Annotated in this window: 20 protein-coding genes and 1 pseudogene; 5 read left to right on the forward strand and 16 right to left on the reverse strand. The window is 41.8% G+C overall.

Annotated features, from left to right (window positions below):
- Positions 1–624: 624 nt before the first annotated feature.
- Complete coding sequence (locus OQ5_RS0110700; protein ID WP_016777491.1) at positions 625–2,004, forward strand: alpha-amylase family glycosyl hydrolase; 1,380 nt, start codon at positions 625–627, stop codon at positions 2,002–2,004.
- Between the two features lie 591 nt (positions 2,005–2,595).
- Here OQ5_RS0110700 and thpR read toward each other — a convergent pair.
- From thpR to nfo, 3 genes are all read right to left on the reverse strand, one after another.
- Positions 2,596–3,165 (reverse strand): RNA 2',3'-cyclic phosphodiesterase, encoded by a 570-nt coding sequence (gene thpR / locus OQ5_RS0110705; protein ID WP_016777492.1) that lies wholly within the window; start codon positions 3,163–3,165, stop codon positions 2,596–2,598.
- A gap of 26 nt (positions 3,166–3,191) precedes the next feature.
- On the reverse strand, positions 3,192–3,809 hold the full coding sequence (locus OQ5_RS0110710) for a DUF4294 domain-containing protein (RefSeq protein WP_016777493.1): 618 nt from the start codon (positions 3,807–3,809) through the stop codon (positions 3,192–3,194).
- A gap of 223 nt (positions 3,810–4,032) precedes the next feature.
- On the reverse strand, positions 4,033–4,884 hold the full coding sequence (gene nfo / locus OQ5_RS0110715; RefSeq protein ID WP_016777494.1) for a deoxyribonuclease IV: 852 nt from the start codon (positions 4,882–4,884) through the stop codon (positions 4,033–4,035).
- Positions 4,885–5,713: 829 nt separating this feature from the next.
- Here nfo and OQ5_RS0110725 point away from each other — a divergent pair.
- From OQ5_RS0110725 to OQ5_RS0110735, 3 genes are all read left to right on the forward strand, one after another.
- Positions 5,714–6,298: a glutaredoxin domain-containing protein gene (locus tag OQ5_RS0110725; RefSeq protein WP_016777496.1), complete on the forward strand. Its 585-nt coding sequence runs from the start codon at positions 5,714–5,716 to the stop codon at positions 6,296–6,298.
- A gap of 39 nt (positions 6,299–6,337) precedes the next feature.
- Entirely contained in the window at positions 6,338–6,625 is a 288-nt protein-coding gene (locus OQ5_RS0110730) for a GroES family chaperonin (protein ID WP_016777497.1), read from the forward strand.
- Positions 6,626–6,881: 256 nt separating this feature from the next.
- On the forward strand, positions 6,882–8,141 hold the full coding sequence (locus OQ5_RS0110735) for an arginine deiminase (protein ID WP_016777498.1): 1,260 nt from the start codon (positions 6,882–6,884) through the stop codon (positions 8,139–8,141).
- 25 nt (positions 8,142–8,166) lie between these two features.
- Here OQ5_RS0110735 and sucC read toward each other — a convergent pair whose 3' ends face one another.
- Positions 8,167–9,354: an ADP-forming succinate--CoA ligase subunit beta gene (gene sucC / locus OQ5_RS0110740; RefSeq protein WP_016777499.1), complete on the reverse strand. Its 1,188-nt coding sequence runs from the start codon at positions 9,352–9,354 to the stop codon at positions 8,167–8,169.
- Between the two features lie 360 nt (positions 9,355–9,714).
- Between sucC and OQ5_RS0110745 the strand changes: the two genes are divergently transcribed.
- Positions 9,715–10,251 carry an RNA methyltransferase gene (locus OQ5_RS0110745; protein WP_016777500.1) on the forward strand — a complete coding sequence of 179 codons (537 nt, stop codon included), beginning with the start codon at positions 9,715–9,717 and terminating at the stop codon, positions 10,249–10,251.
- A gap of 61 nt (positions 10,252–10,312) precedes the next feature.
- Here the strand turns inward: OQ5_RS0110745 and OQ5_RS0110750 are convergent, their stop codons facing one another.
- The 12 genes and pseudogenes from OQ5_RS0110750 to OQ5_RS0110800 all read right to left on the reverse strand — a co-directional run bounded on the left by OQ5_RS0110750 (position 10,313) and on the right by OQ5_RS0110800 (position 26,454).
- Positions 10,313–12,037, reverse strand: a complete 1,725-nt coding sequence (locus tag OQ5_RS0110750) for a tetratricopeptide repeat protein (protein WP_016777501.1) — start codon at positions 12,035–12,037, stop codon at positions 10,313–10,315.
- Between the two features lie 523 nt (positions 12,038–12,560).
- Positions 12,561–14,681 (reverse strand): prolyl oligopeptidase family serine peptidase, encoded by a 2,121-nt coding sequence (locus tag OQ5_RS0110755; RefSeq protein WP_026055238.1) that lies wholly within the window; start codon positions 14,679–14,681, stop codon positions 12,561–12,563.
- A gap of 26 nt (positions 14,682–14,707) precedes the next feature.
- Positions 14,708–15,199, reverse strand: a complete 492-nt coding sequence (locus OQ5_RS0110760) for a hypothetical protein (protein WP_016777503.1) — start codon at positions 15,197–15,199, stop codon at positions 14,708–14,710.
- Between the two features lie 360 nt (positions 15,200–15,559).
- Positions 15,560–17,686 carry a polyribonucleotide nucleotidyltransferase gene (pnp, locus tag OQ5_RS0110765; RefSeq protein WP_016777504.1) on the reverse strand — a complete coding sequence of 709 codons (2,127 nt, stop codon included), beginning with the start codon at positions 17,684–17,686 and terminating at the stop codon, positions 15,560–15,562.
- Positions 17,687–17,869: 183 nt separating this feature from the next.
- Positions 17,870–18,139, reverse strand: coding sequence for a 30S ribosomal protein S15 (gene rpsO / locus OQ5_RS0110770; RefSeq protein WP_016777505.1), 270 nt, complete (start codon positions 18,137–18,139; stop codon positions 17,870–17,872).
- 263 nt (positions 18,140–18,402) lie between these two features.
- The gene (locus tag OQ5_RS0110775) at positions 18,403–18,987 is read right to left on the reverse strand and encodes a hypothetical protein (protein ID WP_016777506.1); all 585 of its coding nucleotides are present in this window, start codon (positions 18,985–18,987) and stop codon (positions 18,403–18,405) included.
- A gap of 597 nt (positions 18,988–19,584) precedes the next feature.
- Complete coding sequence (locus tag OQ5_RS0110780; RefSeq protein WP_016777507.1) at positions 19,585–20,871, reverse strand: DUF2851 family protein; 1,287 nt, start codon at positions 20,869–20,871, stop codon at positions 19,585–19,587.
- Between the two features lie 148 nt (positions 20,872–21,019).
- Positions 21,020–21,847, reverse strand: a complete 828-nt coding sequence (pyrF, locus tag OQ5_RS0110785) for an orotidine-5'-phosphate decarboxylase (RefSeq protein WP_016777508.1) — start codon at positions 21,845–21,847, stop codon at positions 21,020–21,022.
- Positions 21,848–22,150: 303 nt separating this feature from the next.
- Complete coding sequence (locus OQ5_RS25415; protein WP_255297492.1) at positions 22,151–22,639, reverse strand: peptide chain release factor-like protein; 489 nt, start codon at positions 22,637–22,639, stop codon at positions 22,151–22,153.
- Positions 22,587–23,239: pseudogene (locus OQ5_RS25420) on the reverse strand (PCRF domain-containing protein). The gene OQ5_RS25415 and the pseudogene OQ5_RS25420 overlap by 53 nt, the downstream one beginning before the upstream one ends.
- A gap of 420 nt (positions 23,240–23,659) precedes the next feature.
- Positions 23,660–24,832: an AIR synthase related protein gene (locus tag OQ5_RS0110795; RefSeq protein WP_016777509.1), complete on the reverse strand. Its 1,173-nt coding sequence runs from the start codon at positions 24,830–24,832 to the stop codon at positions 23,660–23,662.
- Positions 24,833–24,897: 65 nt separating this feature from the next.
- Entirely contained in the window at positions 24,898–26,454 is a 1,557-nt protein-coding gene (locus OQ5_RS0110800; RefSeq protein ID WP_016777510.1) for a carboxypeptidase regulatory-like domain-containing protein, read from the reverse strand.
- Between the last annotated feature and the right edge of the window lie 101 nt (positions 26,455–26,555).

The following is a 26,555-nucleotide window of genomic DNA, read 5'->3' on the forward strand; positions in this document are numbered from 1 at the left end:
GAGTGCGGTATAAAAAGCATATTTTTGTCAAAATCAAGGCGTTTTAAATTTTTGTACCGGAGTTAACTCGTTGTTAATGAGGATGCAAAAACTTAAAACAACACAGAGTTTAGCGACAAAGATGCTTTTTAGGCCGGACTCATCAATATATATTCAATTAGCGCTTGCCTATAAAGCAGGGATAGTTTTTTACTTATCATGTGTCTGTTCCGGGAAACAGGTAGCGGAACATCGTTGTCCGCTGCATTTATTCCTTCCGAAAAGCCAGTCATTCATTTCAGGTTTTTCTTTAAAAATCCCAAATTTTGAATTATTCCCCTGCACCTGGTAGTGCAGGGGAAATTCAGTATATTAGATGTTGTTTTATTGTATGAGTACGGTATAGCGACTTTCATGGCCTTGCGCAATGGCCGGAAATTTTGGCTTTCGCGGGGAGACAGGTTTAAGCGGACTATACTTTTTTGGTTCTTTTGGGGCGATGCCAAAAAGAACATTTCCTGCATCAAATTTGTCTGCAGTTGCTTGCGTTTTTTGATATTTGAACATCTCATGACGAAAACTTATGAATAAAGCAGGTTAAAATTCATCTCAAAAAATTAATAAACTATTGATAATACAGTTATTATGAAAAAATTAAAATTTCTTGCACTATTTCTGGCAGCTATCTTTCTTCTATCGGCCTGTCAGGACGGCCGGCAAAAAGATCAACAATCATCCGAAGCGCAATACATCAGCAATGCCCCGGTTCCTGAATGGAGTAAAGATGCTGTTATTTATGAGGTTAATATCCGTCAATATACCGAAGAAGGAACATTTAATGCTTTCTCCAGTCATTTACCCCGGCTCAAAGAACTCGGAGTGGATATACTCTGGCTGATGCCTGTTCATCCAATCGGAGAAAAGAACCGGAAAGGAACTTTGGGATCATACTATTCCATTAAGGATTATAAAGCCATCAACCCGGAGTTTGGCACTTTCGAAGATTTCAAATCACTGGTTGATAAAGTACATGAAATGGATATGCACCTGGTACTTGACTGGGTTGCTAACCATACTGCCTGGGATCATCCATGGATTTCCGAACATCCCGAATGGTACACCACAAATGATGAGGGAGAAATTATGGCCCCGGAACCGGACTGGTCGGATGTTGCCGATCTCAATTATGACAATCAGGAACTCAGGGAAGCAATGACCGAGGCCCTGAAATTCTGGGTTCGTGAAGCAGATATTGACGGTTATCGTTGCGATGTTGCCGGGAAGGTACCTGTCGATTTCTGGGAGACAGCCCGAGAAGAGCTCGAAAAGATCAAACCCGTCTGGATGCTCGCTGAAGATGAAGCTGAAACGGAGTTGCTTGAATATGCCTTTAATGCCAACTACGGCTGGGAGTTTCATCACATCATGAACGCATTGGCAAAAGGTGAGAAAAATGCGCTTGATGTGGCGCAATATTTTCAAAAAACAGATACGCTTTATCCTCATGGCGCGTACCCGATGCAATTTACATCGAACCACGACGAAAACAGCTGGAACGGAACCGTTTTTGACCGCCTGGACGATGCCGTAAAAACAATGGCAGCACTCACATTCACGGTGGAAGGTATGCCGCTTATTTATTCAGGACAAGAAGCCGGTCTGAGCAAAAGCCTGGCATTTTTTGAAAAAGACAGGATTGAATGGAAAGAATCTGAAATGACGCCCTTCTATCAAACACTGACAGCATTAAAAGCCAATAATCCCGCACTCTGGAATGGCACCGCCGGCGGGGAAATGAAGATACTCAAAACCAATTCCCCGGAAACACTTTTTGCATTTTCACGCGAAAAAGAAAACAATCAGATTGTTGCTGTCTTTAATTTTTCCGACAGCTCGGAAAGCGTATTTATGGTAGAAGGCCCCGAGGGCACCTTTACCGAATTGTTTTCAGGAAAGGAAGTGACTCTTCCTGCAAAAGGCGTTTTACTACAACCCTGGGATTTCAGAATATATACACAACGTTGAAGACGAAGCATCTTTTTCAATGAGCAATGATCAATTGAGGCTAAGGCTAAGATTGAGGTTGAGGCTTAGACTAAGGTTGAGAATGCACCACAGATTCTTGCAAGCAAGCGGCATAGCCGAGCGCCACAGATTAATTATCAATTACCAATTACCAATTACCAATTGAGGTTAAGGTTGAGGCTTAGGCTGAGAAGGCGAGCGTAACACAGCAAATGGTACTTTATGGACAGACACTAATTAATCTATTCTTTTGGGTAAAAGTATCGATACTTTTGGGTAAAAGAATGGATACTTTTGGGTAAAAGAATGGATACTTTTTAGAAAAAGAATGGATACTTTTGGGTAAAAGTATCCATTCTTTTTCTAAAAATTGATTTTTAAGGCCTAATGCAACTCGTCCCTGCCTGCCTCGATATTATAAGGGAGTAATCGGGGCTCGTTTCAAAAGCATTACAGTCTTTATTCAGATTCTTCTTCTGTTTTTCCCGGCTATTCGTATTCTCTTCCCCCTGGCGGAAAAATTAAAATCTGAGAAAAAAACTGTTACAACAAAATCACGGTGTTTATGGACGGCAAGAAACGGCTGATATACTATGTTTCACTGAGATCAAAACTTTCAATTTCGGAATACACCGGACCTTCCGATGTTAATTTACTTTCATAAAGCACAATTCGCGTTACGGGAATTATACCCCAATCGGTATTCTTTTTCTTTTCCACTTCTTCCTTCAAAATTTCCGGCTGTTTTAAATATTTCACTCTGCCAATTGTCAAATGTGGATTGAAAGGACAATCGTCACCGGGAGTATCGATAACAGACACCCCTTGCCCTGTTTTCTGCCTCAGAGCAAGAAGCCAGTCATCAACATCAATTCCTGCCCAAATGACCCTGGGCTTTTCCATGGTTCCGAAAACACCTGTCCCGTTCACGACGATTTCACCCTGCTGAACATCACTGAAAACCCCTTTCAATGATTGACGCAGGATATTTATTTCGCGCTGTTCAATATTCCCGATAAATTTAAGCGTCAAATGCCACAGATGCTTTTCATTCCATTTAATTTTTCCGGGAATTTTCATTTGTTTAAGTTCATCCATCCAACTTTCCAGAATAGTTAAACCTACTACGGGAATGGCAACGAAAGTCCTTATTTTGCTCATACTATATGTTTTTGCAAAAACCCTTTCTACAACATTCCGTTATCAATAAGAATAATAATGTGTTCTATCATACGGTCTTCACGCTCGGCATCATATTCTTCTTTCAGATTTGATCCGAACAAACGCGCCACCGACTGCCAGAAAAATGCCGAAAACCCGCCTTTGTATTCCTTTATCAGGTTGTAGCTGGTTTCACCGGTTTCACGGTCGATGAGCTTTATCAACATGCGACCCTGCGAAAAAGTCAATTTTCGCAACGGTTGTTCGAACTCATTAAAAAGTCTTTTTTCGGCTTCCTTAAGATATTCCTTCCTGGCTTTATCACCTTCTATATGTGCCAGTTCGGCATTGATCACTTCCAGTTTTCTTGCCGCAACTCTGGCATAGGGAAGGGTTACTTTAATATTTTTTACCAGCCGGTTGTAAACCCTTCGTTCACGCTTACTCCTGAATCTCCACTCCGGTACAATCTTCACTTCAGACAACATAATATGGGGGATGGTATCTGTACCCTCAACTTTCGATTCAAGCATATATACCTCCTGGCCGGCCATATTTGCCTTTTTAACATTTTGTGCAACCAGACCGGAAACGGAGAAAACAACTATCAATCCCCCTAAAATTATCTGCCGGAGTACGCTCATAAACTTCCTAAACGCTTTAAACCGTTATATTTCCATGCAAAAAGCTTACCTTAATTAGTTTCCGTCCATAAAGTGACATTTACTGTGTTACGCTCGTCCGAAAATTACTCATTTACGATGAGTAAACTCCCTGTTTTCGGACTTCGCAAGCCTTGTAAATGACACTTTATGAACGGAAACATGATAAGTAGGAAACTTTTCCTACTTTATGGACTGACACTAACTATTTTGTCGCTTCATTTCTTAACCATTCAATTTCTTTGGGCCATAATTCCGGCTGAGGTGTCTCCAGAATAATAGGCACATCATCAAAGCGGCTATCCTTCATCATTCTTGAAAAAGTAACGTCTTTCATCTTACCTTCGCCCAAACTGGCATGACGATCCACTTTACTCCCGAGCTCTTTTTTAGCATCGTTTAAATGAATGCCTTTCAGCATTTCGATCCCAATAATCTTCTCAAAGTCATTCCAGGTTTTTTCATAACCATCATCTGTCAAAAAATCATATCCGGCAGCCCATCCATGACAGGTGTCGATGCAAACGCCTACTCGCGTACGATCCTCTGTTAACTCAATGATGCGAGCCAGATGTTCGAACCTGTAACCGACGTTGGAGCCCTGCCCTGCCGTGTTTTCAATAACAGCAGTTACGCCGCTTGTTTTCGATAATGTTATATTAATTGATTCAGCGACCCTTTTCAGACAATCGTCTTCAGAAATTTTGTTCAAATGACTTCCAGGGTGAAAGTTAAGCAATTTCAGCCCGAGTTGCTCACACCTTTGCATTTCATCCAGAAAGGCATCGCGCGATTTTTTTAGGCCTGCCTCTTCGGGATGACCCAGATTTATCAGGTAACTATCGTGCGGCAAAATATGCGAAGACGAAAAACCAAGCTCCTTACAATTCTTCTTGAATTTTTCAATACTATCCTCCGTTAACGGTTTCGCCTTCCATTGCCTCTGATTCCTGGTAAACAAAGCGAAAGCGTTGGCTCCTATTTCAGAAGCATTCACCGGGGCATTCTCTACTCCGCCGGCAGCGCTCACATGGGCTCCTATAAATTTTCCACTCATCTCTTTTTTTGTTTATTTGAAAAATACTTTAAGTTGTGTCTGTCCACTAACGCAAGTTATCAAAAATTTTGACCATCTCTTATGACACCGATACTGTCATTTTGACAACCTGACAAATCTGGCATTATTTCTGTTTTATTGATGAATGTATATTTTTAAATATTTACATGTATAGCCAATAGATGGAATGTGCATGGCAAGAATTGTAATAACAGATCATTAGATTTTTAGATATTAAGATGTAAGATGAAACCAACATGGTAAAGGTTGCCATATTAGAGTGTTAAGATTGTTAGGATTGTTAGATTGTTAGGACTGTTAGATTGTTAGAATTGTTAGATGATGCACAATAACCTATAAAATCCCAACAACTTAATAATTTGACAACTTAACAATGTTAACAATTCTAACAGCTGTAACAACTTATTAAATGTAAAATGAAATAGCATGATAAGGTTTGTCGCAAGAGAACATGTATAAACCCCAATCATGCGAGTTCCATTAGGCCAATAACTAAAGTAAATTGTGCGTGTCTATAAACTTGCAAAAATTTTTACAATATGTGTGTCTGTTCAGAAAGTGCCGGTTGCAAGGCTTGCGAAGCCGCCAAAAACGGAGTTTACCTTAGTAAATGAGTATTTTGGCGGCGAGCGTAACACAGCAAATGGTACTTTATGGACAGACACTAAATTATATCTAATAAAACGAGCATGGAGCTTAGATTTCTCCTTCGGCTTTGCCGCTTTGTTTACAAAGAAACCTGCCACAAAAGGGCATGTATAAAGAAATCGCGAGTTCCATCCGACCTTAATAACTAAATTTTATACGGATGAAACATCAGTCAATATCATCATTGCAGGAATTCAGGGATAAACTTAGCAAGTATCCCGACTCATTCCTTTTCGTTTACAAAAAGGGGGCTCAACAAAGCGATTGTGCACTTGCAAATCTCGAATCACTTGCCAACGGAACCATAAAAACCCCGGTATTTTCAGTAAACGTCGCAGAAGTACGTGATGTTCACCCGGCGTACGAAATTACCACTGCACCTGTCATTATAGAATTCAAATCGGGTGAACCCGGGCGACGTCTTAAAGGTTGTCATCAACCGGGAGCATTGGAAAGTTTTTTCAAACCTTCGTCGGTAACTACCGGAACCGAAGACGGCAAAAAGCAAAAGCAGGTAATTATATACACAACACCGACATGTTCATGGTGTCGCACGTTAAAAGACTACCTGAAGAACAATCGCATCAATTTCAGAGAAATAGACGTCACAAAAGATGAAAAAGCAGCAACCGAAATGGTTAAACGCAGCGGACAACAAGGGGTTCCGCAAAGTCTGATTGACGGACAGGTGGTGGTTGGCTTCGACCGCAACAGGATAAACACCCTTCTGGGAATTAAAGGATAACAAATTTTTATTGTCTAACAACCAAATTTTAAATAAAAGATGAAAGAGTTACAACCTATTAATCAGAATGTTCTGCTGGAATTGACAGAAGACAATGCCGAGCAGAAAACAGCATCGGGAATTATTATTCCCGACAGTGCCAAAAGTAAAGAAAAGACTGGCAAAGTAGCAGGTATCAGCAACATCGAAAATCCAGAAATCGCTGTTGGTGATACGGTGCTCTACAAAGAGTTTTCGGGATCAGAACTCGAATTTGAAGGAAAAAATTATTTACTGATTCCCTATTCTGACATTCTGGGGAAAGTAGTTGAAACAGATAGTATCTGATTGTTGACATTCTAATTTATTTCAGACGTTTGACAATTAATTATTCCATATATTTTCAAAAAGGGGCTGCCGAATAAAAGCAGCCTCTTTTTTTGGGGAAAACGGTCATTCAGCAGCAGATCACTGATAAAAGATGTAAGACAGATGTTGTGTCCCCGTTCTTTGAAGAGTGAACAAAAATCACATTTTATCTCTGAAACAATTACTAAATTGCACCTTGAAACGAATACCTTAAAGAACACAAAAAACAACCTTTATGAGTTCACCGATCATCCCTCACATTACTTCAGAAATAGGAGAAATTGAAGCTGTTATCCTGCATACCCCCGGCCCCGAAGTGGAAAACATGACACCGGGAAATGCCGAAAGAGCTCTTTATAGTGACATTTTGAACCTCCCTGTAGCAAAAGAGGAATACTTTCAGCTAAGTGCAGTATTGGAAAAGCTGACAAAAACTTTCCAGGTAAAAGATTTGCTGACAGAAATACTGGAAGACAAAGACATTAAAACTTCACTGGTAGAACGAATCTGTACGCACGAAGGTGTCCTCAACATAAAAGAAGACCTTCTTGCACTTGATCATAAAGAACTGGCGTCTCAACTTATTGAAGGAGTTGCCCTGAAGCGTGATTCACTGACTACATTTCTATCTGATGAAAGATATGCACTCCGGCCGCTCCATAATTTCTTTTTTACCCGTGATGCATCGGTAACGGTTTTCAACGATGTGATGATCTCTAAAATGGCTAATAAAGTCAGAGAGCGTGAGTCCATTATTATGGATGCCATTTTCACCTATTCTCCTCACTTCAAAACCAGCACCATTAACCCCATGAGCACGTGGCACGTGGGAGAAGAAACCCATATTGAGGGTGGAGACATACTCATTGCCAGAGAAGACATACTCATTATCGGAAACGGCGCCAGAACATCAACACAGGGGATCGACTTCTTAACAGACCATCTGAAAAAACACAATGGTAAAAAACATATTGTCGTACAGCAATTACCCGAAGCACCGGAATCGTTCATCCATTTAGATATGGTCTTTACCCTTCTCGATAAGGAAACCTGTCTGGTTTATGAACCGATGATCGGACATGAAAACAACTACGCAACCATACTGATGACCATTGAAAACGGTCAGGTGGTTAGTATTTCGAGGCAAAGCGGTCTGCTCCAATGCCTTGAACGGTTGGGTATGAAACTGAAGCCTGTTCCCTGTGGGGGTGACGATTTGTGGCAGCAGGAACGTGAACAATGGCATAGCGGGGCCAATTTTTTTGCAATTGCCCCGGGCAAACTAATGGGATATGCCCGCAATGTGCATACCCTTGAGGCCCTCCAGAAAGAAGGTTACTCTGTTATCAAAGCAAGAGATGTAATTAACGAAAAAATAAATCTCGACAACTACGATAAATTTGTTGTCACCATTGAAGGATCAGAGCTCCCCCGTGGCGGTGGAGGGGCACGATGCATGACCATGCCCGTACGCAGAAAAAAAGTAGACTGGTAAATCTCAAAATCCCTTTTGAGATTTGTTATACCACTTCTTTAACAATCGCTGCTGCCTCCTGCAGGGTTATAGCCGATCGTACTTTCAGTCCCGAATCGTCAATGACCTGTTTGCCCTGTTCTGCATTAGTGCCCTGAAGCCTGACAATAACAGGGACATCTATATTCCCTAATTTTTTGTAGGCTTCTACTACACCTGATGCCACCCTGTCGCAGCGGACTATTCCGCCAAAAATATTGATTAAAACGGCCTTTACCGAGGGATCATTAAGGATAATCTTTAGTCCGGCTTCAACTGTTTCGGCGTTCGCCCCACCGCCAACATCCAGAAAGTTGGCAGGTTCGCCTCCCGAAAGCTTAATAATATCCATTGTAGCCATAGCGAGGCCGGCACCATTGACCATACATCCTACATTACCGTCAAGCTTGACAAAATTAAGATTGTGCTTGCCGGCTTCTACTTCAGCAGCATCCTCCTCTTCCACATCCCGCATTTCGGCCAGCTCAGCGTGCCTGAAAAGGGCATTATCATCCAGTTTCACTTTTGCATCAACAGCCAGGATTTTTTCATCCGTAGTCTTGAGTACCGGATTAATTTCAAACAGCGAAGCATCAACCCCTCGATATGCCCTGTAAAGAGATGTCACGAACCTTGTCATCTCCTTAAAAACATTGCCCGAAAGACCAAGATTGAAAGCGATCTTTCTGGCCTGAAAAGGAAGTAACCCGACTCCGGGGTCAATCTCTTCTTTGAAAATAAGTTCAGGAGTTTTATCTGCCACTTCTTCGATATCCATACCCCCCTCAGGCGAATACATAATAGTATCACGACCGGTTTTCCGGTTCAGCAAAACACTCATATAATACTCTTCTTTTTTTACCGGCCCGGGGTAATAGACATCCTGGGCCACCAGAATTTTCCGGACTTTTTTCCCTTCTTTACCGGTTTGATGCGTTACCAGTTGCATTCCGATCATCTCTGATGAAAGTTTTTCCACATCCTCAATGCTTTTGGCCAGTTTTACTCCTCCGCCTTTACCACGACCTCCAGCATGAATCTGGGCTTTCAAAACCCACCAACCGGTACCGGTCTGTTCCTGTAACTGCCGGGCAGCTTTAACTGCCTCTTTGGGACTATGAGCTAATATCCCCTCCTGAATTTGTACTCCGTTTTGTTTTAGAATGGCCTTGGCCTGATATTCATGAATATTCATTCGTATAAAATTTATTTATTAAGGTCGAATGGAACTCGCTTGCAAGAACTTATATATGTTCTTATTGTAACAAACCTTGTCATGCTCGTTTCATTAGTATATAATTTACTTAGTGCCTGTCTATTAAAGTAGGGAAAGTTTCCTACTTATCATGTGTCTGTTCAGAAAGTGTCATTTACAAGGCCTGCGAAGCCGCCAAAAACGCAGTTTACTACTCGTAAATGAGTATTTTGGCGGCGAGCGTAGCACAGCAAATGGTACTTTATGGACAGACACTGATTAAGTTATTGGTGGCATCACCTAATTTACTAATCACAATATCTTTCACTAATTTTGCGCCAATTCGAAAATAAGTAATACATGCGCAAACTAAAACTGCACGAATTGGGCCGCATATCGGTCAAAGAATTCAAAAATGTACCAAAAACCCCCATCATTGTGGTACTCGACAATATTCGGAGCCTGCATAATGTGGGCAGCATATTCAGAACTTCGGATGCTTTTCGTATCCGCTCGATTTTTCTGTGTGGCATCACAGCCACTCCGCCACATAAAGAGATTCATAAAACTGCTCTTGGCGCAGAAGAATCTGTTGAATGGCATTATTTTAATAAAACAACAGATGCAGTAAAAAAGTTGAAAAGGGAAGGATTTTTACTTATAGGCATTGAACAAACGGAAGGAAGCATAAATTTGCCGGCATTCGAGCCTGATATGACAAAAAAATATGCCGTATTTTTTGGAAATGAAGTTAAAGGTGTAGATCAGAAAGTAATTGACGAATGCGATATGTGTTTGGAAATTCCGCAGTTCGGCACCAAACATTCGTTTAATGTTTCTGTTTCGGCTGGAATTGTTTTATGGGAATTAGCCGGCAGACGACTACTTTCTGATTAACGAGAAAGAAAAAGGGGCAGTGCATCAGCACTACCCCTTTTTTTAATATCCTAAGAAAATGTTACTGAACAATTTCTTTGAATGAAGCATCTTCGAAGTAACGACCGAACTCCATATCGGTAGCTGCAACTTCTTTAAGACTGCTGTCAAGTTCCACTGCTTTTGCAAGCTCATCGAAAAACATATCGGTATCATTTTGACGTGCACCAATAATTGCTTTCAGATAGTGCTTGAGGCCAACTTCGGCTTCAATGGCATTCAATGTAGCCAGGGCAGCATCATAATTACCATTTAGCAATTTAGCCAAAGCAGCATTGCAATTGGTTGCATTTCCGAAATAACGAACAGCCTCGTCGTAGTTGCCATTATATATGGCCAATACACCCAGGTTGTTATCAAGAGCGGCACCGGCACCGGCAGCTGAATCGAAATATTCTTTAGCAGCTTCAAGGTCATCTTCCTGAAGAGCAATAACTCCAAGGTTATTCAAAACCTCAGGCTGATTGGCCTTCATTTCGTTGGCTTTCTCAAAGGCAACTTTGGCGCCTTCGATATCACCCTGACGGTAAAGCACAACCCCGATATTGTTTTGAGCTCTCCAGCAGTTGGGATGTTCAGCCAGGGCTGCCTTATAGATACTCAGTTGTTCTTCTAAATCGTCGGTAAGCGTAGCTGCATAAAGCAGTTCTTCCAGATTCAATTCGGATGGTGAGTCGATAGCCAATTCAGATATTTCATCATCGGATTTACCAATAACCTCTACGTTAACCTTCATTACCGAACGACGAAGTTCAGGAAGAATTTTTTCGGCCAAAACCTCATAAGTCGCAGCCATGTTTTTGATCTCTTTCTCACGAACTTCGGGATCGCTGTAAGTAGAAAGAACACGCAGGATCAAATCTTTTTCTTCAATATCGCTGTTTTGAACGAGTTCTTTAAAACCTTCCCAATCTTCAGGCGTGTTTCTCAATTCATAGAAATCCTCTTCCGAAGCAGCTTCAACCTCTTCTTTATCAAAGACACCCTCGAGATAATCTTTGGCCGAATTCTGACGCTCTTCTGCCAAACGGGTGTTAAGATCAAGCGGGCCGTCGGGTGAAGCATAAGCTGAGATATTAGCTCCTTTGAACTCTTTGTTCTCTGCTTCGTTGGCTGCAGCTATAAACTCCTCAAGGGTTTTAACATCCTCTTTTGTCAGTTCAGAGCGGCGAACGTTAGAACGCTGAATTACATAATGAATGTCAGCTTCACCGGTCTCCGGAGTAATGCGCTGAAAGTTGTCTTCTCCAACACTGGGCATAGCACCCTTTTTACCCAAAAGTTGAGAAGTTGCTATAACACCTTCTGCAATCTTTACAGGTTCAAAATCGAGAGAAGTGCCTCCGCGGGTTGCAGTAATGCGAACAACCAGGTCGGAAACGCGCATGTTCTCATTGTAGTCAACAGTACCTTCATAGGTAAATTGACCACCATTGGCATAAGAAATCACTTTAGCATTGCCATCAACGCTCTCTCCCTGAAGATGGTACGGCGCATAGGCTGTTTCTCCGCCTTCATAAACCAAAACCGGTGTGGCTTCGATCTCGGTTTTTTTATCAAAATATCCGCCCGGAATTTGCACCTTAATGGTAACAGGAACCTGACCGCCGTGTGCTTCAAGCACTTCCGGAGTCACAGTATAATTCACATCAGGTGCATTGTCTTTCATCTTATCCAGGCCAGAGCAACTCGCCAGCAGTGCGGCAAGTGCTACAGTTGCAAAAAGATTAATCCTTGTTCTTTTCATAATGTTAACCGAATTATTTGTTCTTGAATAAATCCTATCTTCTATACAAATTTAGGAATGTTTTTAATAAATAAAACTCATTGCCTATGTTTTAATGCAAATATAGGCAATCGTTGAACTTTATCAAGTATAAAAAGCAGTTTAACTACCTTTTTTAGTATCGATTTTTCCAGGAATCAAGCATCTGTTCCCAAAAACAGCTATCAAAATAAATATTTTTTATCAGACTCCCAAAAAATAATTTACTAATTCAGAATTAGTTATCTCAAAATGGCTAAATAGTGCTTGTCTATAAATTACGCAAAACTTGTTTCTGGTCATGTGTCTGTTCAGAAAGTGCCAGTTGCAAGGCCTGCGAAGCCGCCAAAACCGGAGTTTACTAATCGTAAATGAGGATTTTGGCGGCAAGCATAACACAGCAAATGGTACTTTATGGACAGACACTAAATAGTATCTGTCGCAGCTCTGCAGCTTTTTATTTTTTGATTACATAATTTACCGTTCTGTCGCCGCTCTGCGGCTATTAATACTTTGGCTCAATACCCAGATTATAGAATGTAAACGCATACATATCGGTAAGTTCTTCGATTGTTTTTGAAACGGGCTTTCCTGCTCCATGACCGGCCTTTGTCTCTATTCGTATGAGCACAGGATTATCTCCCTTATATTTTTCCTGCAGGGTAGCGATGTACTTAAACGAATGAGCAGGTACCACACGGTCGTCATGATCGGCTGTGAATACGAGTGTGGCAGGATAATCAACACCCGACTTAATATTATGCAATGGAGAATAAGAATAAAGATATCTGAACATTTCCTCACTCTCGTCGCTCCTTCCATAATCGCTTGCCCATGCCCATCCTATGGTAAACTTATGGTACCGCAACATATCCATGACACCTACCGCCGGGAGTGAGACGGCAAAAAGATCGGGTCGCTGATTAACAACGGCACCAAGCAGGAGTCCACCATTTGAGCCGCCTCTGATGGCAATTTTATCCGGATTGGTATAACCCATCTCAATCAGTTTTTCTGCTGCCAATATAAAATCATCAAAAACTCTTTGCTTGTTCATTCTGGTGCCGGCCTGATGCCATTCTTCTCCATATTCTCCTCCACCCCTGATATGAGCATTGACATAAACGCCTCCGCTTTCGAGCCAGGGAACCAGGCTGATCTGGAAACCAGGCTGATAAACAATATTAAATCCACCATAACCGTAAAGCATTAGGGGATTATTCCCGTCCAACTCTATTCCTTTCTTGTGAACAATATGTAAAGGTATCTGAGCGCCATCATCAGCTTCCACAAACACCAGTTTGGTGACATAATTCTCACCATTGAAATCAACATCAGGTTCGAAAATAACCTCCTTTTCGCGGTTTTCGAGATTCAGATTAATAATTTGTCCCGGTATGTTATAGGAGTTGTATGAATAAAAGGCCTGATCGTCATCAGGGATGGTCTGGATTGAACCAACCGATCCATGACCTGGCAATTCAATCTCATACTCCTTTTTCCCTGCCAGATTATATACAAACAGACAGGACTCGGCATCAATCATATAATGGAGTATTGCATAGGATTTGGAAAGTGAAACGCCGTTCAGTACGTTCCCGGTTTCAGGTATCACCTCTTTCCAGCTATCTATATGAGGATTCTGAGGGTCTAAAGCCATGATGCGGTAGCGTGGGGCCTCATAATCAGTCAGAATCCAGTATTTGCCGTTAACGGTTCCAATATAATGCGAATTATTTTCATAAGTAGTATCGGCCACAAGCCAGTTATCATCACCTATTTTCTTTATCATCAAAGAGTTATTATTAGTACCACTACTCCCGTACAAAATAATATGCTCATCATCATCGTCAACTTCGGCACCGTAATTACGGAGCGGATTCTCATTGTCCTTAAATATCAGTTCATCATCATTTTGGTTGTCGCCAATCTTGTGATAAAACACCTGTTGAAATTCATTTACATTGGTTAGCTCTTCGCCTTTTTCGGGTTCATCATAGCGGCTGTAATAAAAACCGTCTTCACCGAGCCATGAAATACCCGAAAATTTAACCCATTTCAATTGATCATCAAGGTCTTCACCAGTGGCAACATCTTTAATATAAATCTCCCGCCAGTCAGAACCGCCTCTCGAAATGGCATAGGCCATATACTTCCCGTTTTCAGAGATGGTGTAATCGGCCAAAGCAACGGTCCCGTCTTCCGATAGTTTGTTAGGATCGAGTAACACTCTTTCTTCACCGTCGCGTCCTTCCTTAACATAAACAACCGATTGATTCTGAAGTCCGTCATTTTTTGAATAAAACCAGTATTTACCTTTTCTTAAGGGTGTTCCCTGTTTTTCATAATTCCAGACCTCTTTTAGCCGTTCCTCGATCTTATCACGAAAAGGAATTTTTTCGAGGTAATTATTGGTAACTTCTACCTGTGCTTCAACCCATTTTCCGGTCTCCTCGGACTGGTCGTCTTCGAGCCAGCGATAAGGGTCTGCCACTTCGTTACCAAAATAAACATCAACGGTGTCAACCTTTTTGGTTTCGGGGTAATCGGGTTTTCCGGGCCCCTTATTACAGGAAAAGAATGTTGCCATAGCAAACAATAGCAGGTAAAAAATCAGGTGTCTCATTTTTTCAAATTTTAATATTTGAACTATCAATACAATCTGTTCTGCTTTTTGATCTTTCGTTCTTTGTTTTTCCCTGCAATCCAGCCAACGAGCATCCCAATAAAAGCTCCCGTAAACAAAACACCGCCAATTACGACACCGGCGGCAACAACAATAGTTAAGAGTGCTCCAAGAATCCCAACCAAAATACCCATCAGAACAAAACGGGATAACCAGAGACCTTTAGGGAATACTTTATGTTCGGTTCTCAAATGCCGCACACTTTCTTCCAGTTCAGCCTGAAATTTAACCATTTCAGGGGCATCGGTTTTCATCCATTGTCCCAATTCAAGACTCATCTTATCAAGTTCGTCGAAATGCTGAGCACATAATGAGCACTCAGATTTATTTGCTTCCAGATGATGCATCAATCGCGGAAACGCTTCCAGGCTATAAAACCTGATGCTTTCTCTGGGTGCCCCTTTTAGTCTGCTGCTAAGTATTTCGTACCACTGCTGAATGGTTCTGTAACGCCCCATAACTGCAATTTATTATATGAATTACAAAAAATGAGATAGTCCTAAACTTAAACATTAACGGGTTCACTCCCTGAAAGCTTTTCCTGGAGCATATCCCCAACACAATGAGGTAAGTTAGGCAAAACAGCTTAAAAAACAAAATCCCCACCGGTACATATAAATACCGTTGCGGGGATTAAATATAATAAAAAACATCCGTGAGTCCGGTCTAAAAAGCATCTTTGTTGCCAAACTCATTGTTGTTTTAATTCTTTGCATTCTCATTAACAACGAGTTAACTCCGGTACAAAAATTTAAAACGCTTTGATTTTGACAAAAATATGCCTTTTATATCACACTCATCCGTAATTCGGAAATTCACTATTTTCTTTCAGGCTTTGGCAGCAATACTTTCCTCGAAAGTTTAAGCTTTCCTGAACGTTCGTCAACATCAATCAGTTTAACATCAACCATTTGTCCTTCTTTGAGAACATCCTCCACTTTTTCGAGCCGTCTCCATTCTATTTCTGAGATGTGCAATAATCCGTCTTTACCGGGAAGAATCTCAACAAAAGCGCCAAAAGGAACAATTGATTTCACCTTACCACTGTAAATTTTTCCGATTTCAGGCACTGCAACAATCGCCTGGATGCGAGCCAGGGCTTTATCGATTCCATCTTTGTCACTTGATGAAATATCTACAGTACCATAATTTTCATCCTCGTCGATAACAATACTGGTATCGGTTTCGGCCTGAATTTCCTGAATAATTTTACCACCGGGGCCAATAACAGCACCGATCATTTCCTTGGGTATTTTAATTGAAACAATGCGCGGTGCGTGAGGCTTGTAATCTGCCCTTGGCTCACTGATGGTTTCAGTAATCTTATCAAGAATGTGCAAACGACCCCGGCGTGCCTGATCCAGTGCTTTTTCAAGCACTTCATAAGATAAACCGTCTACCTTAATATCCATCTGGGTTGCAGTAATGCCATCACGTGTGCCGGTTACTTTAAAGTCCATATCTCCCAGGTGGTCTTCATCACCCAAAATATCCGAAAGCACTACATACTTATCACTGTCTTTGTCGGTAATAAGCCCCATCGCGATTCCTGAAACCGGTTTTTTGAACTGAATCCCGGCATCCATGAGCGCCATGGTTCCGGCACAAACCGTCGCCATTGAAGAAGAGCCGTTTGATTCAAGGATATCGGAAACGACACGAACCACATAAGGCAATTCGTCAGGCATCATTCGTTTCAGGGCACGATGGGCAAGATTTCCGTGGCCTATTTCTCGACGACCAACACCTCTGTAAGGTTTGGGATCGTTAGTGGAGAAAGGCGGAAAATTATAATGCAACAAAAACCTGTCAACACCCTTCACCAATACATCATCCACGATCTTTTCATCAAGTTTTGATCCGAGGGTAACTGTAGTCAGCGACTGTGTTTCTCCCCTGGTAAAAATTGCAGCCCCATGCGGACCAGGCAAACAGTCTACCTCGCACCATATTGGACGGATTTCATCCATAGCACGGCCGTCGAGACGAACATTTTCATCGAGCATTACCCTGCGTACGGCTTCTTTCTGTACATCATGGAAATACCGTTTAATAAGTGTTTCGGGTATTTCGTCCTCCTCGGAATTATAGTTGTTTTCAATAAAGTCTTCGACAATTTTATCGAAAGCTTCTGTCCGCTCCTGCTTATTAGGATTAGCAGCACGAGCAACCTCCCTGGCTTTATCATAGGTATCATCCCACACTTTTTGCCGCAATTCTTCATCGTTCTCTTCGTGAGAATATTCTCTCTTTTGGGTCGCTCCGACCATTTCTGCCAGCTCGATTTGTGCCTCGCACTGAACTTTTATTGCTTCGTGTGCAAATTTCATAGCTTCGAGCAGCTCGGCTTCGGAAACCTCATCCATTTCGCCTTCTACCATCATAATATTCTCTTTCGAGGCTGCAACGATAAGGTCCAGATCGGCTTCTTTCAGTTCAGATGCCGGGGGATTGATTTTAAGTTCCCCGTTGATACGGGCGACTCTTACTTCGGAAATAGGACCTCCGAATGGAATGTCAGACACGGCAAGAGCTGCAGATGCAGCAAGGCCGGCTAAAGCATCGGGTGTACTTTCACTGTCGGCAGAAATAAGACTGACACTTACGAAAGTATCGGCATGATAGTCTTCCGGGAAAAGCGGACGCAATGCGCGGTCAACCAACCGGGAGACCAGTATTTCGTAGTCTGAGGGACGGGCCTCTCTTTTCTGGAAACCACCGGGAAAACGGCCGGCGGCAGCAAATTTCTCTCTGTAATCGACGGAGAGTGGCATAAAATCGACATCGGGTTTTGCTTCCCTGGCAGAAACCACTGTTGCGAGCAAATAAGTATTGCCCATTCTAACAACTACCGATCCATCGGCCTGTTTGGCCAACTTTCCAGTTTCAATGACAATCGACCTTCCATCTCCCAGGTCGATACTTTTTTCAATCGGCTTAATCATAAATTAAATCTCTATTTTTCTTACAATCTCTTAGTCAGCCCCAAAGATAGACAATATCTACGATTCAACACTTACAATAAAGGATTTTTTTATCATGAAGTGATACAACCGGTCTTTTTAGGGGCCAAAAAACGAAAGGCAATCCTCCACGAGAATTGCCTTTCAAATTTTATTCCTTCTGACCTACTTACGGATATTAAGCTCTTTAATCAAGTTCCGGTATTTTTCAATATCCTTTGCTTTGAGGTAATCGAGTAAACGACGACGTCGACCTACCATTTTTTTAAGAGCATGTTCTGTGCTGAAGTCCTTTTTATGTACCTTCAGGTGTTCGGTCAGATGCGCGATACGGTTGGTAAATAATGCTATCTGGCTTTCTGGTGAGCCAGTATCAGAATTCGACTTCCCGTACTTCGCAAAGATTTCTTGTTTTTCTTCTTTTGTCAGATGCATACGACCTTTTTAAATATATGGTTTTACAAATCAGGCCGCAAAGATATGGAATTATTTAAAAACCTGCAAATGGTTTGCTTGTAGTTTTTAGCACGTTCAAACCCTCAGGCTCTGAAGGATAAGGTTCAGGTTCAGACTGAGGTTGAGAAATACTACACCTGCTGCGTATTCCTTCTTCTAATCAATAGCTATACAACTGCTAACAAGCGAATTATCAGTCACATAACTTTTCTCAACCTCAACCTCAACCTCAAGCCATCCCCTTAATACCCTCTCTCTTCAGCCATCTCTTCCATTTCTTCCTCAAAGATTTCCTGGAACTTTTGCTTGTCATAATCGAGCTGAAGTTTGGCATCGTTCGAAATACGACGGTCGAAACCATTTAAAACATCATCCTTGTTAACTTCGATGGCGACAAACCCATGATACTTACCTTCATCGGTAACACTGGCTTTTTCGCAAATAACCACGATATTATTAATGGTTTCGTCGGCCACTTCGCGCGTCATATTTTCAAATTTTTGCTCAAATTCGGCAGCATCGCTAATTTCCCGCTCATTAACATAACGATCGGTAACTGATTTGGTGTTGGAATTAATTAATGTTACCAGGCGCTGTTTGGCTAACAGCAATGCCTTTTCTTTTGCCAGACTCAAATCGGAGCTGGTAGACATAGCGCTTGCACGAAAAAAGTTCTTATCAGAACGCCCTTTGTCTTCGCAGGGAAGCTCTTCAATTATATCGCCAATTTCACTTTTGGCCGATACTTTTTCTTTGGATTTACAGCCGGAAATGCCGGAAATCAGGACAAAAGACAAAGCTGCAACAAGTAAATAATTAATTTTCATAGTTTTCAATTTTGAGAATATAGACATAAATGTTTTTTAACAATTAAATACATATCAAAAAGCGAACCAAAAAATTCATCATTGTGAAATTAATCTAAGTTATTGGTCTTCTCGAACACGTTTTCAAGGATTTATACATATTCCTTGTTGTGGCAATCATTGCCATGCTTATATCATCTTATATCTAAATAGTGTCTGTCCCTAAAGTGCCATTTACTGTGTTACGCTCGTCCGAAAATTACTCATTTACGAAGAGTAAACTCCGTATTTTCGGACTTCGCAAGCCTTGTAAATGACACTTTCTGAACAGACACATAATCAGAAACAATTTTTGCCTAATTTATAGACGGACACTAAATAAATATCTAATAATCTATGTCATGTTCTTTTTATCCCTGAGCCCGGTCTAAAAAGCATCTTTGTTGCCAAACTCTGTGTTGTTTTAAATTTTTGCATCCTCATTAACAACGAGTTAACTCCGGTACAAAAATTTAAAACGCCTTGATTTTGACAAATAATTTCCTTTTTATACCGCACTCATCTATTAATCTTATATCTATCAATCTATCAATCTTATATCTATTAATCTTATTCTTTTTATTCCTCAAAACTTTGTGCCATAACTTTCTGTGCTACTCTGCATATCAGGCATTTGTGCTGATCGCAGTAATTCTTTTTTAAATAAACCAACCCTTGTGTTTCAGCGGCAGACCTGATATTAACATTGGGCAAAGTTTTATTCCACTTCCGGACAATACTGTTCCTCTCAGGTGGTAAAGTTTCAAGCAGGTCAAACGATTTCTGGCGCAAACGTGATAACCCCCTTAGCTTTCCGTAAGCAAAAAGGAGGGGAACTACAGTATTGATAATTATAAGCTCAATGGCCTGTTTTCCAACTCTCGTGGAATGGCGTTTCCCTTTAACATCGGGTTTGTAGTGACTGTTCCAGTATGCGCAGGGTTCTACCTGAAACAATTCACTAATAACGGAAAGGTTTTGACACTCAAGCATTTTATCAAACATGGTCGGGTGGGCCGATAAAATTGCGGCAAGCTGTACCAAACGCAATGACGGAAAATTCCCGGGACGCAAGCGCAAAAATTTCCACAAATGTGCAGGCAGTGGCTTCAAATTATATTTTCTTTGCATCAAAGCATACTCTCGTTTGAGAAGGCGCACATATTCATCTTCATACATAATCCCGTCAAGAAAGCCTGCCTGCCCAAGCAAAAGAGCTTCCAGTTTTTCCTGGGAATCGGCATTTCGTGCGACAATGGTCCACGGAGTTTGCCGTGCCAGTTGTTCAAAAGGATCCCCGTTCAAACCAAAGCCGAAATTTCTGGTGAGCATTACATAGAACACGCTCTGCCAGTCATTACGTGATCCGTCAAGAAGTGTTTCAATTATATCAACTTTTCGTTCCAGCTTTTCAACCAGCATGCGTTCAATCCAGGATGATATTTCAAACCCCGGAAAACGGCCGATCATCTTCTCACAGTGAATCCACCCACGATGCCGGTTCAGATCATTAAAGCTCTGAAGGATCGATTGAGGAATCTGAATTTCCCAGGCGGGGACACTTCTGCCTTCTGCTGTATGCACTTCTGCATCGTTCTCCAGTACTACATGCAATACAACATTATCGTACAGATGATCCAGGTGATGTTGATGACGATTCCAGTCGGAAGCTTTCAGGTGAATTTCAACATTACCTGCCCACAGCACGTTGTCCAGCTTAATTTTAGCATTAAAAAAATCCGGTCCTGAATCAGTATTTGGTAAGCCGGGATGCACAATTTCAATATTGTGTCCCTGATCGGATACGAACAAACCTTGTTTATACAGCCTGTGCTGCCAGAGAAAATGTAAAAAATCTTCACTCATAGGTGTGGGTTTAACAGTGTTGTACAAAACACGCCGATGCATCAAAAAAATGATGCAATCCCAACCTTTGAATGTGCAAAATACAAAGTTTTTTGGTTTATTCCTACCAAAATAAGCAGGAACAGACCGTTAGATTTTTAATAGAAGATTAAACAATCCCCTTTTCAGATAATAATTCGGCCATTTCCTGTTGGATTTCCGTTGCGGCTATTCGAGCCTTTTGGGCAAAATCCTCACCATCGCCGGCAAAAATTATTCCTCGTGATGAATTAACCAGCAACCCGCATTTCGCATTCATCCCGTTACGGGCTACTTCGGCCAGACTGCCCCCCTGGGCACCGACACCCGGGACAAGCAGAAAATGGTCGGGGGCAAAAGAGCGAATATCTTTCAGCATATCGGCCCGGGTAGCACCAACTACATACATCATATTTTCTTTATCGCCCCACCGCTGCGAGGTTTTTATCACTCTTTCAAACAAGCGTTCATCTTTCTCTTTCATATATTGAAAATCGTCAGAACCCTTATTGGAGGTAAGCGCGAGAAGAATAACCCATCGCCCTACATAAGTAAGAAAAGGCTTAACAGAGTCTTCTCCCATATAAGGAGCAACTGTTACAGCATCGAAATCCATAGTGTCGAAAAAGGCTCTGGCGTAATGTCCGGAAGTATTACCAATATCCCCCCGTTTGGCATCGGCGATGAGAAAAATATCGGGATAATTATACCTGATGTAATTCACTGTCTTTTCCAGGGTATTCCACCCGCTTACCCCCATACTCTCATAAAATGCCAGGTTGGGCTTGTAAGCAACAGCTAACTCATGCGTGGCATCAATAATCTCTTTATTGAAAGCAAAAACGGGATCACTGGTATCGTAAAGATAGTGAGGAATCTTATTTACATCACTGTCGAGTCCTACACATAGAAAGCTCTTCTTTTTTTTGATCTGTTCGAATAATTCCTGTCTGGTCATTGTCGATGGTTTTTGTGTTTTTGGTTACTTTGCCGGGTGCCAGGTGCTGGTTGCTCAACCTTTACCTGAACTCTTGCCTTAAGAGGGTTAGGGGTGCGGATTGAGGAAGAGATTAGCTGACAGCTTTTAGTTCCTGGCTTTTAGCTCTTTGGTAATTCTTAATACATAAGTGTGATAGACAACTTATATCAAATTTCTCTCTCTCAACCTCAACTTTAGCCTTGGCCTTAAATGTTGCCGGTTGCTGTGACCGGAGAGCCTAAGGGCCGTCAGAATAATGCCTCCCGATAACAATCAACCGGATCACATTTCACTGGCTTTGAGCCTTTCAGCATTTTCTTCAACCTGAAGTTTGTCTATAATTCCGCCAATGTCGCCGTCCATTACAGCCGGCAGGTTATATATGGTATAATTGATTCTGTGATCGGTGACACGTCCCTGGGGATAATTATAGGTACGTATCTTGGCCGATCTGTCACCTGTAGAAACCATGGTTTTTCTTTTTGAAGAAATTTCATCAAGGTATTTCTGATATTCGAGATTGTAGATACGGGTTCTGAGTTCGGCCATAGCTTTATCGAGGTTTTTAAGCTGCGATTTCTGATCCTGGCAGGTCACTACAATTCCGGTAGGAATGTGAGTGAGGCGAATTGCTGAATAAGTAGTGTTGACAGACTGTCCTCCTGGACCTGAAGAGCAATAGGTATCTTTACGAATATCCTCCTGTTTTAACTCAATATCAAACTCTTCGGCTTCGGGCAGAACCGCCACGGAGGCTGCAGAAGTATGCACACGCCCCTGAGTTTCGGTTTTGTGGCACACGCTGTACCCTGTGAACGCCAGATTCATACTTCAGTATTCCATAGACACCATTACCGGATACTTTCATCACCACCTCCTTATACCCACCGGCAGTGCCTTCGGAATAATGGGTCACCTCGTACTTCCACCCTTTCTTCTCGCAGAACTTGGTATACATCCGGAACAAATCACCGGCAAAAATACTGGCCTCATCCCCACCGGTACCGGCTCTGATCTCCATCACGGCATTTTTTGAATCTTCAGGATCACCAGGAAGCAAAAGCATTTTAATTTTTCTTCCATCTCTGGTTTTTTCTCTTCCAGTTCGTCAAGTTCTTCACGGGCGAGTGCTCTCATTTCTTCATCGTCTTCCTCCTTCAGCATTTTTCGTGAAGAATCGATATTGTCGACCAGATTTTTATACTGTTTGCCCATTTCAACAATTTCTTCCAGTTCACGGTACTCTTTGTTGAGCTTCACATATCTCTTCTGATCGGCAATCACGGCAGGATCGGTTATCATTTGTCCCACCTCTTCGAAACGCAATCTTAGCGCTTCCAGCTTTTCAAGTAATGAATTATCTTGTGCCATAATTTTTTATCTGACTTAGTATTTAATGAGATCGTTAGATTTAAGATATAAGATGACCCATATAATGTTGATAATGTTGATATACTACTTTTTTTGCACACAAAGGTTTTTGCTTACAAAAACCGGTTTATAGTATATTGAAAAAGTTTAACGGAACATTAATTAGTGAGTGCCCATAAACACGCAAAAATTTTCACAATATGTGTGTCTGTTCAAAAAATGCCGGTTGCAAGGCGTGCGATGCCGCCAAAAACGGAGTTTACTTCTCGTAAATGAGTATTTTGGCAGCAAGCGTAACACAGCAAATGGTACTTTATGGATAGACACTAATTATTTACAAACACAAAAAAACCTGCAAACAGAAAAGAAGCAGCAAACACATACATTCAGTTCTGAAACAGGCATAAACTACTAATGCAGCTAATAATACCAGGTTCCTTTTTCCCCTTTAATTGTAAGTTTGTTACCCTCGGCTGAAGGTTCGCAGTATCCCACTACTTTAGCCTCAATATCAAAACTGCGGGCAATATCAATGATGTATTGAGCCCATGAGTGGTTCACATAAAACTCGAATCGGTGCCCCATGTTAAAAACTTTATACATTTCCTGCCACGGGGTTTGTGATGTTTCCTGAATAATGCGGAATAAATCCGGAACCGGGAACAAATTATCTTTTACAACATGCATGTTCTCAACAAAATTCATCACCTTGGTCTGCGCACCTCCGGAACAATGTACCATTCCATGGATGTGAGGTCGAAGTTTCTTCAACACCTGCTTCACCACCGGAGCATAAGTGCGGGTAGGAGACAGAACCATTTTCCCTGCGTCTATTCCAAGCTCTTCAATGGCATCGGTTAGTTTAAATTTGCCCTGGTATACTAATTCTTCCGGAACAGAAGGATCGAAACTTTCGGGATATTTTTTAGCAAGGTAATGAGCAAATATGTCGTGGCGTGCGGATGTAAGACCGTTACTTCCCATTCCTGCATTGTAAAAATCCTCGTAAGCCGCCTGTCCTGTTGACGACAAACCCACAATAACATCTCCGGGCTGTATCAGGTGATTAGAGATAACATCGCTTCGTTTCATGCGGGCTGTTACAGTTGAATCCACTATGATGGTACGAACCAAATCGCCTACATCGGCCGTTTCCCCACCTGTGCTGTATATAGAAATACCCAGTTGACGAAGATTTTCCAATAGTTCTTCGGTACCGTTAATAATTGCCGAAATAACCTCTCCGGGTATCTTGTTCTTGTTTCTTCCTATAGTAGAAGAAAGAAGAATATTATCGGTAGCTCCAACACACAGCAGATCGTCAAGATTCATGACTAAAGCATCCTGGGCAATTCCCTTCCAAACCGACAAGTCACCCGTTTCCCGCCAGTAAAGATATGCCAGCGAAGATTTTGTTCCTGCACCATCGGCATGCATAATATTGCACCATTCGGGGTCTCCGCTCAGATAATCGGGTACAATTTTACAAAAGGCTTTCGGGAAAATGCCCTTGTCCACCCTCTCAATTGCCTTGTGCACATCCTCTTTCGATGCAGAAACACCACGCTGATTATATCTTAAATCTTTTTGCACGAATGGTATGTTTTTGAAGTAAGAATTCAGAGCACAAAAATACACAAAGTTTTTGGGGGAGAAAATTACTCAGCCTTCGGCTCTGCTTTTTTCAGCGTAACAGTTTGTTCATATTCATCGCTCTCCTCCATCCCTATGGTTGATAAGGTGATCTTGTTATTAAAATATCCGTCTGCCATAATCATAACAATGTACTCGGCTTCGGGCTCCAAAACAAAAGTAAAACGGCCGTCTTCAGAAGTATTCGTTCTACGATTCACCCCGTTATTCCCAACTACATGAATGCCCGCATTCTCAACAGGACGCCCGTCCTCATCAACAACGCGTCCCTTCAGCACAGCTTCTATCAAAGGTAACTCAAACTCAAAAATCTGGTCAACCCCCCGGTAACTTCCCCTGGTAGAAGACAAAAAACCGGCTTCGCGAGTGCCCCGAAAAGCAATTCCAAAATCATGAGCCTCAGAGTTAAGCGGTAATCCAAGATTTTTCACGCTCCATTCTTCCGATTCGTCATCCCATTCAGCTACAAAAATATCGAGGCCTCCAAAACCTACAAGTCCGTCGGATGAGAAATATAAACGACCGTCTTCTCTTACATAAGGGAACATTTCATCGGCAGGAGTATTAATCTCAGCACCCAGATTCACCGGTGGTCCCCATGCATTCCCGGACTCTCGTGTTACTTTCCAGATATCTTTTCCTCCAAACCCACCGGGCTGGTCAGAAACGAAATAAAGGGTTTTTCCGTCGGGAGAAATGGCAGGATGCGCATAAACAAGGCTATCGGGTCCCATTGGTAACTTTTCGGGTTGTCCCCAACGGCCACCCGACTTTTTCATAACCATTATTGAAGCACCTGTAGGCCCTTCATCAGAGTATATACAACGGGTAAAATACATTTCCTTTCCGTCGGCAGAAAAGGATGGGGTTCCATCGTCGGTACCAATATCCTCATCACCGACAAAAGGAACTGGTTCTTCCCAACCACCTCTTCCATCCTGGATGGCACTGTAAATAACAGAACTTCCCTGGCCGGTTATCCGGTTAATGTTCTTTTTTTTGTCACCTCCACGCATTGAAGAAAAGTAGACCGTGGTATAATCATTTCCTGAAAAAGCCGGAGAATAATCACTTTCAGATGACCGGAGATGAAAATTAACATCCAGCACATGACGGGAAGGCGTTGGATTACTCATTGCCATTTTACACGAAGAAATACCATTTAGTGCAGCTCTGTTTCCTACATCATGTTTAAGATATTCTTCATAGGCGGTAACAGCTTCTTCATAATCCTCACGCATACGCAGACTTTGTCCCAGAAAAAAATAGGTCTCAGGTTTCGAAAAACCGTAACGCAAGGCCCGCTGAAAATAGGCAGATGCTCTTTGTGCCTGTCCGATCCTGTAATAGGACATGGCCAGATAAAAAGAAGCCTGACTACGGTAGTACCTGTTGTCAAAATCCATCTTTCGAAATCTGTCAACGGCACGACTATATTCTCCTGTTTCGTATAGTTTGACGCCGGATGCAAGTTTAGCTTCGGCACTGCAGCCAGCCGTCAGGATAAGAACAGCAATTATCAAAAAAAACAGAGAAAAAATTTGTGTTAATCTGAAGGGCATATATTTGCTCCGGTTATTAACTGAAAAATGTATGAGTGCGGTCAAAAAAGCATCTTTGTTGCCAAACTCGTGTTGTTTTAAATTTTAGCTATCCTCTATTA

Origin of the sequence: Anaerophaga thermohalophila str. Valhall (assembly GCF_000250735.1) — a bacterium.
Taxonomy (GTDB): Bacteria; Bacteroidota; Bacteroidia; order Bacteroidales; family Marinilabiliaceae; genus Anaerophaga; species Anaerophaga thermohalophila_A.

Excerpts from the sequence above, each read along its gene's own strand:
- pyrF (WP_016777508.1), bottom strand. The coding sequence starts at position 21,847 with ATGACCAGACAGGAATTATTCGAACAGATCAAAAAAAAGAAGAGCTTT.
- OQ5_RS0110755 (WP_026055238.1), bottom strand. The coding sequence starts at position 14,681 with ATGAGACACCTGATTTTTTACCTGCTATTGTTTGCTATGGCAACATTC.
- OQ5_RS0110775 (WP_016777506.1), bottom strand. The coding sequence starts at position 18,987 with ATGAAAATTAATTATTTACTTGTTGCAGCTTTGTCTTTTGTCCTGATT.
- OQ5_RS0110725 (WP_016777496.1), top strand. The coding sequence starts at position 5,714 with ATGAAACATCAGTCAATATCATCATTGCAGGAATTCAGGGATAAACTT.
- nfo (WP_016777494.1), bottom strand. The coding sequence starts at position 4,884 with ATGAGTGGAAAATTTATAGGAGCCCATGTGAGCGCTGCCGGCGGAGTA.
- OQ5_RS0110780 (WP_016777507.1), bottom strand. The coding sequence starts at position 20,871 with ATGAGTGAAGATTTTTTACATTTTCTCTGGCAGCACAGGCTGTATAAA.
- OQ5_RS0110700 (WP_016777491.1), top strand. The coding sequence starts at position 625 with ATGAAAAAATTAAAATTTCTTGCACTATTTCTGGCAGCTATCTTTCTT.
- rpsO (WP_016777505.1), bottom strand. The coding sequence starts at position 18,139 with ATGCATCTGACAAAAGAAGAAAAACAAGAAATCTTTGCGAAGTACGGG.
- OQ5_RS0110800 (WP_016777510.1), bottom strand. The coding sequence starts at position 26,454 with ATGCCCTTCAGATTAACACAAATTTTTTCTCTGTTTTTTTTGATAATT.
- OQ5_RS0110735 (WP_016777498.1), top strand. The coding sequence starts at position 6,882 with ATGAGTTCACCGATCATCCCTCACATTACTTCAGAAATAGGAGAAATT.
- OQ5_RS0110710 (WP_016777493.1), bottom strand. The coding sequence starts at position 3,809 with ATGAGCGTACTCCGGCAGATAATTTTAGGGGGATTGATAGTTGTTTTC.
- thpR (WP_016777492.1), bottom strand. The coding sequence starts at position 3,165 with ATGAGCAAAATAAGGACTTTCGTTGCCATTCCCGTAGTAGGTTTAACT.
- OQ5_RS0110750 (WP_016777501.1), bottom strand. The coding sequence starts at position 12,037 with ATGAAAAGAACAAGGATTAATCTTTTTGCAACTGTAGCACTTGCCGCA.
- sucC (WP_016777499.1), bottom strand. The coding sequence starts at position 9,354 with ATGAATATTCATGAATATCAGGCCAAGGCCATTCTAAAACAAAACGGA.
- pnp (WP_016777504.1), bottom strand. The coding sequence starts at position 17,686 with ATGATTAAGCCGATTGAAAAAAGTATCGACCTGGGAGATGGAAGGTCG.
- OQ5_RS0110760 (WP_016777503.1), bottom strand. The coding sequence starts at position 15,199 with ATGGGGCGTTACAGAACCATTCAGCAGTGGTACGAAATACTTAGCAGC.
- OQ5_RS0110730 (WP_016777497.1), top strand. The coding sequence starts at position 6,338 with ATGAAAGAGTTACAACCTATTAATCAGAATGTTCTGCTGGAATTGACA.
- OQ5_RS0110745 (WP_016777500.1), top strand. The coding sequence starts at position 9,715 with ATGCGCAAACTAAAACTGCACGAATTGGGCCGCATATCGGTCAAAGAA.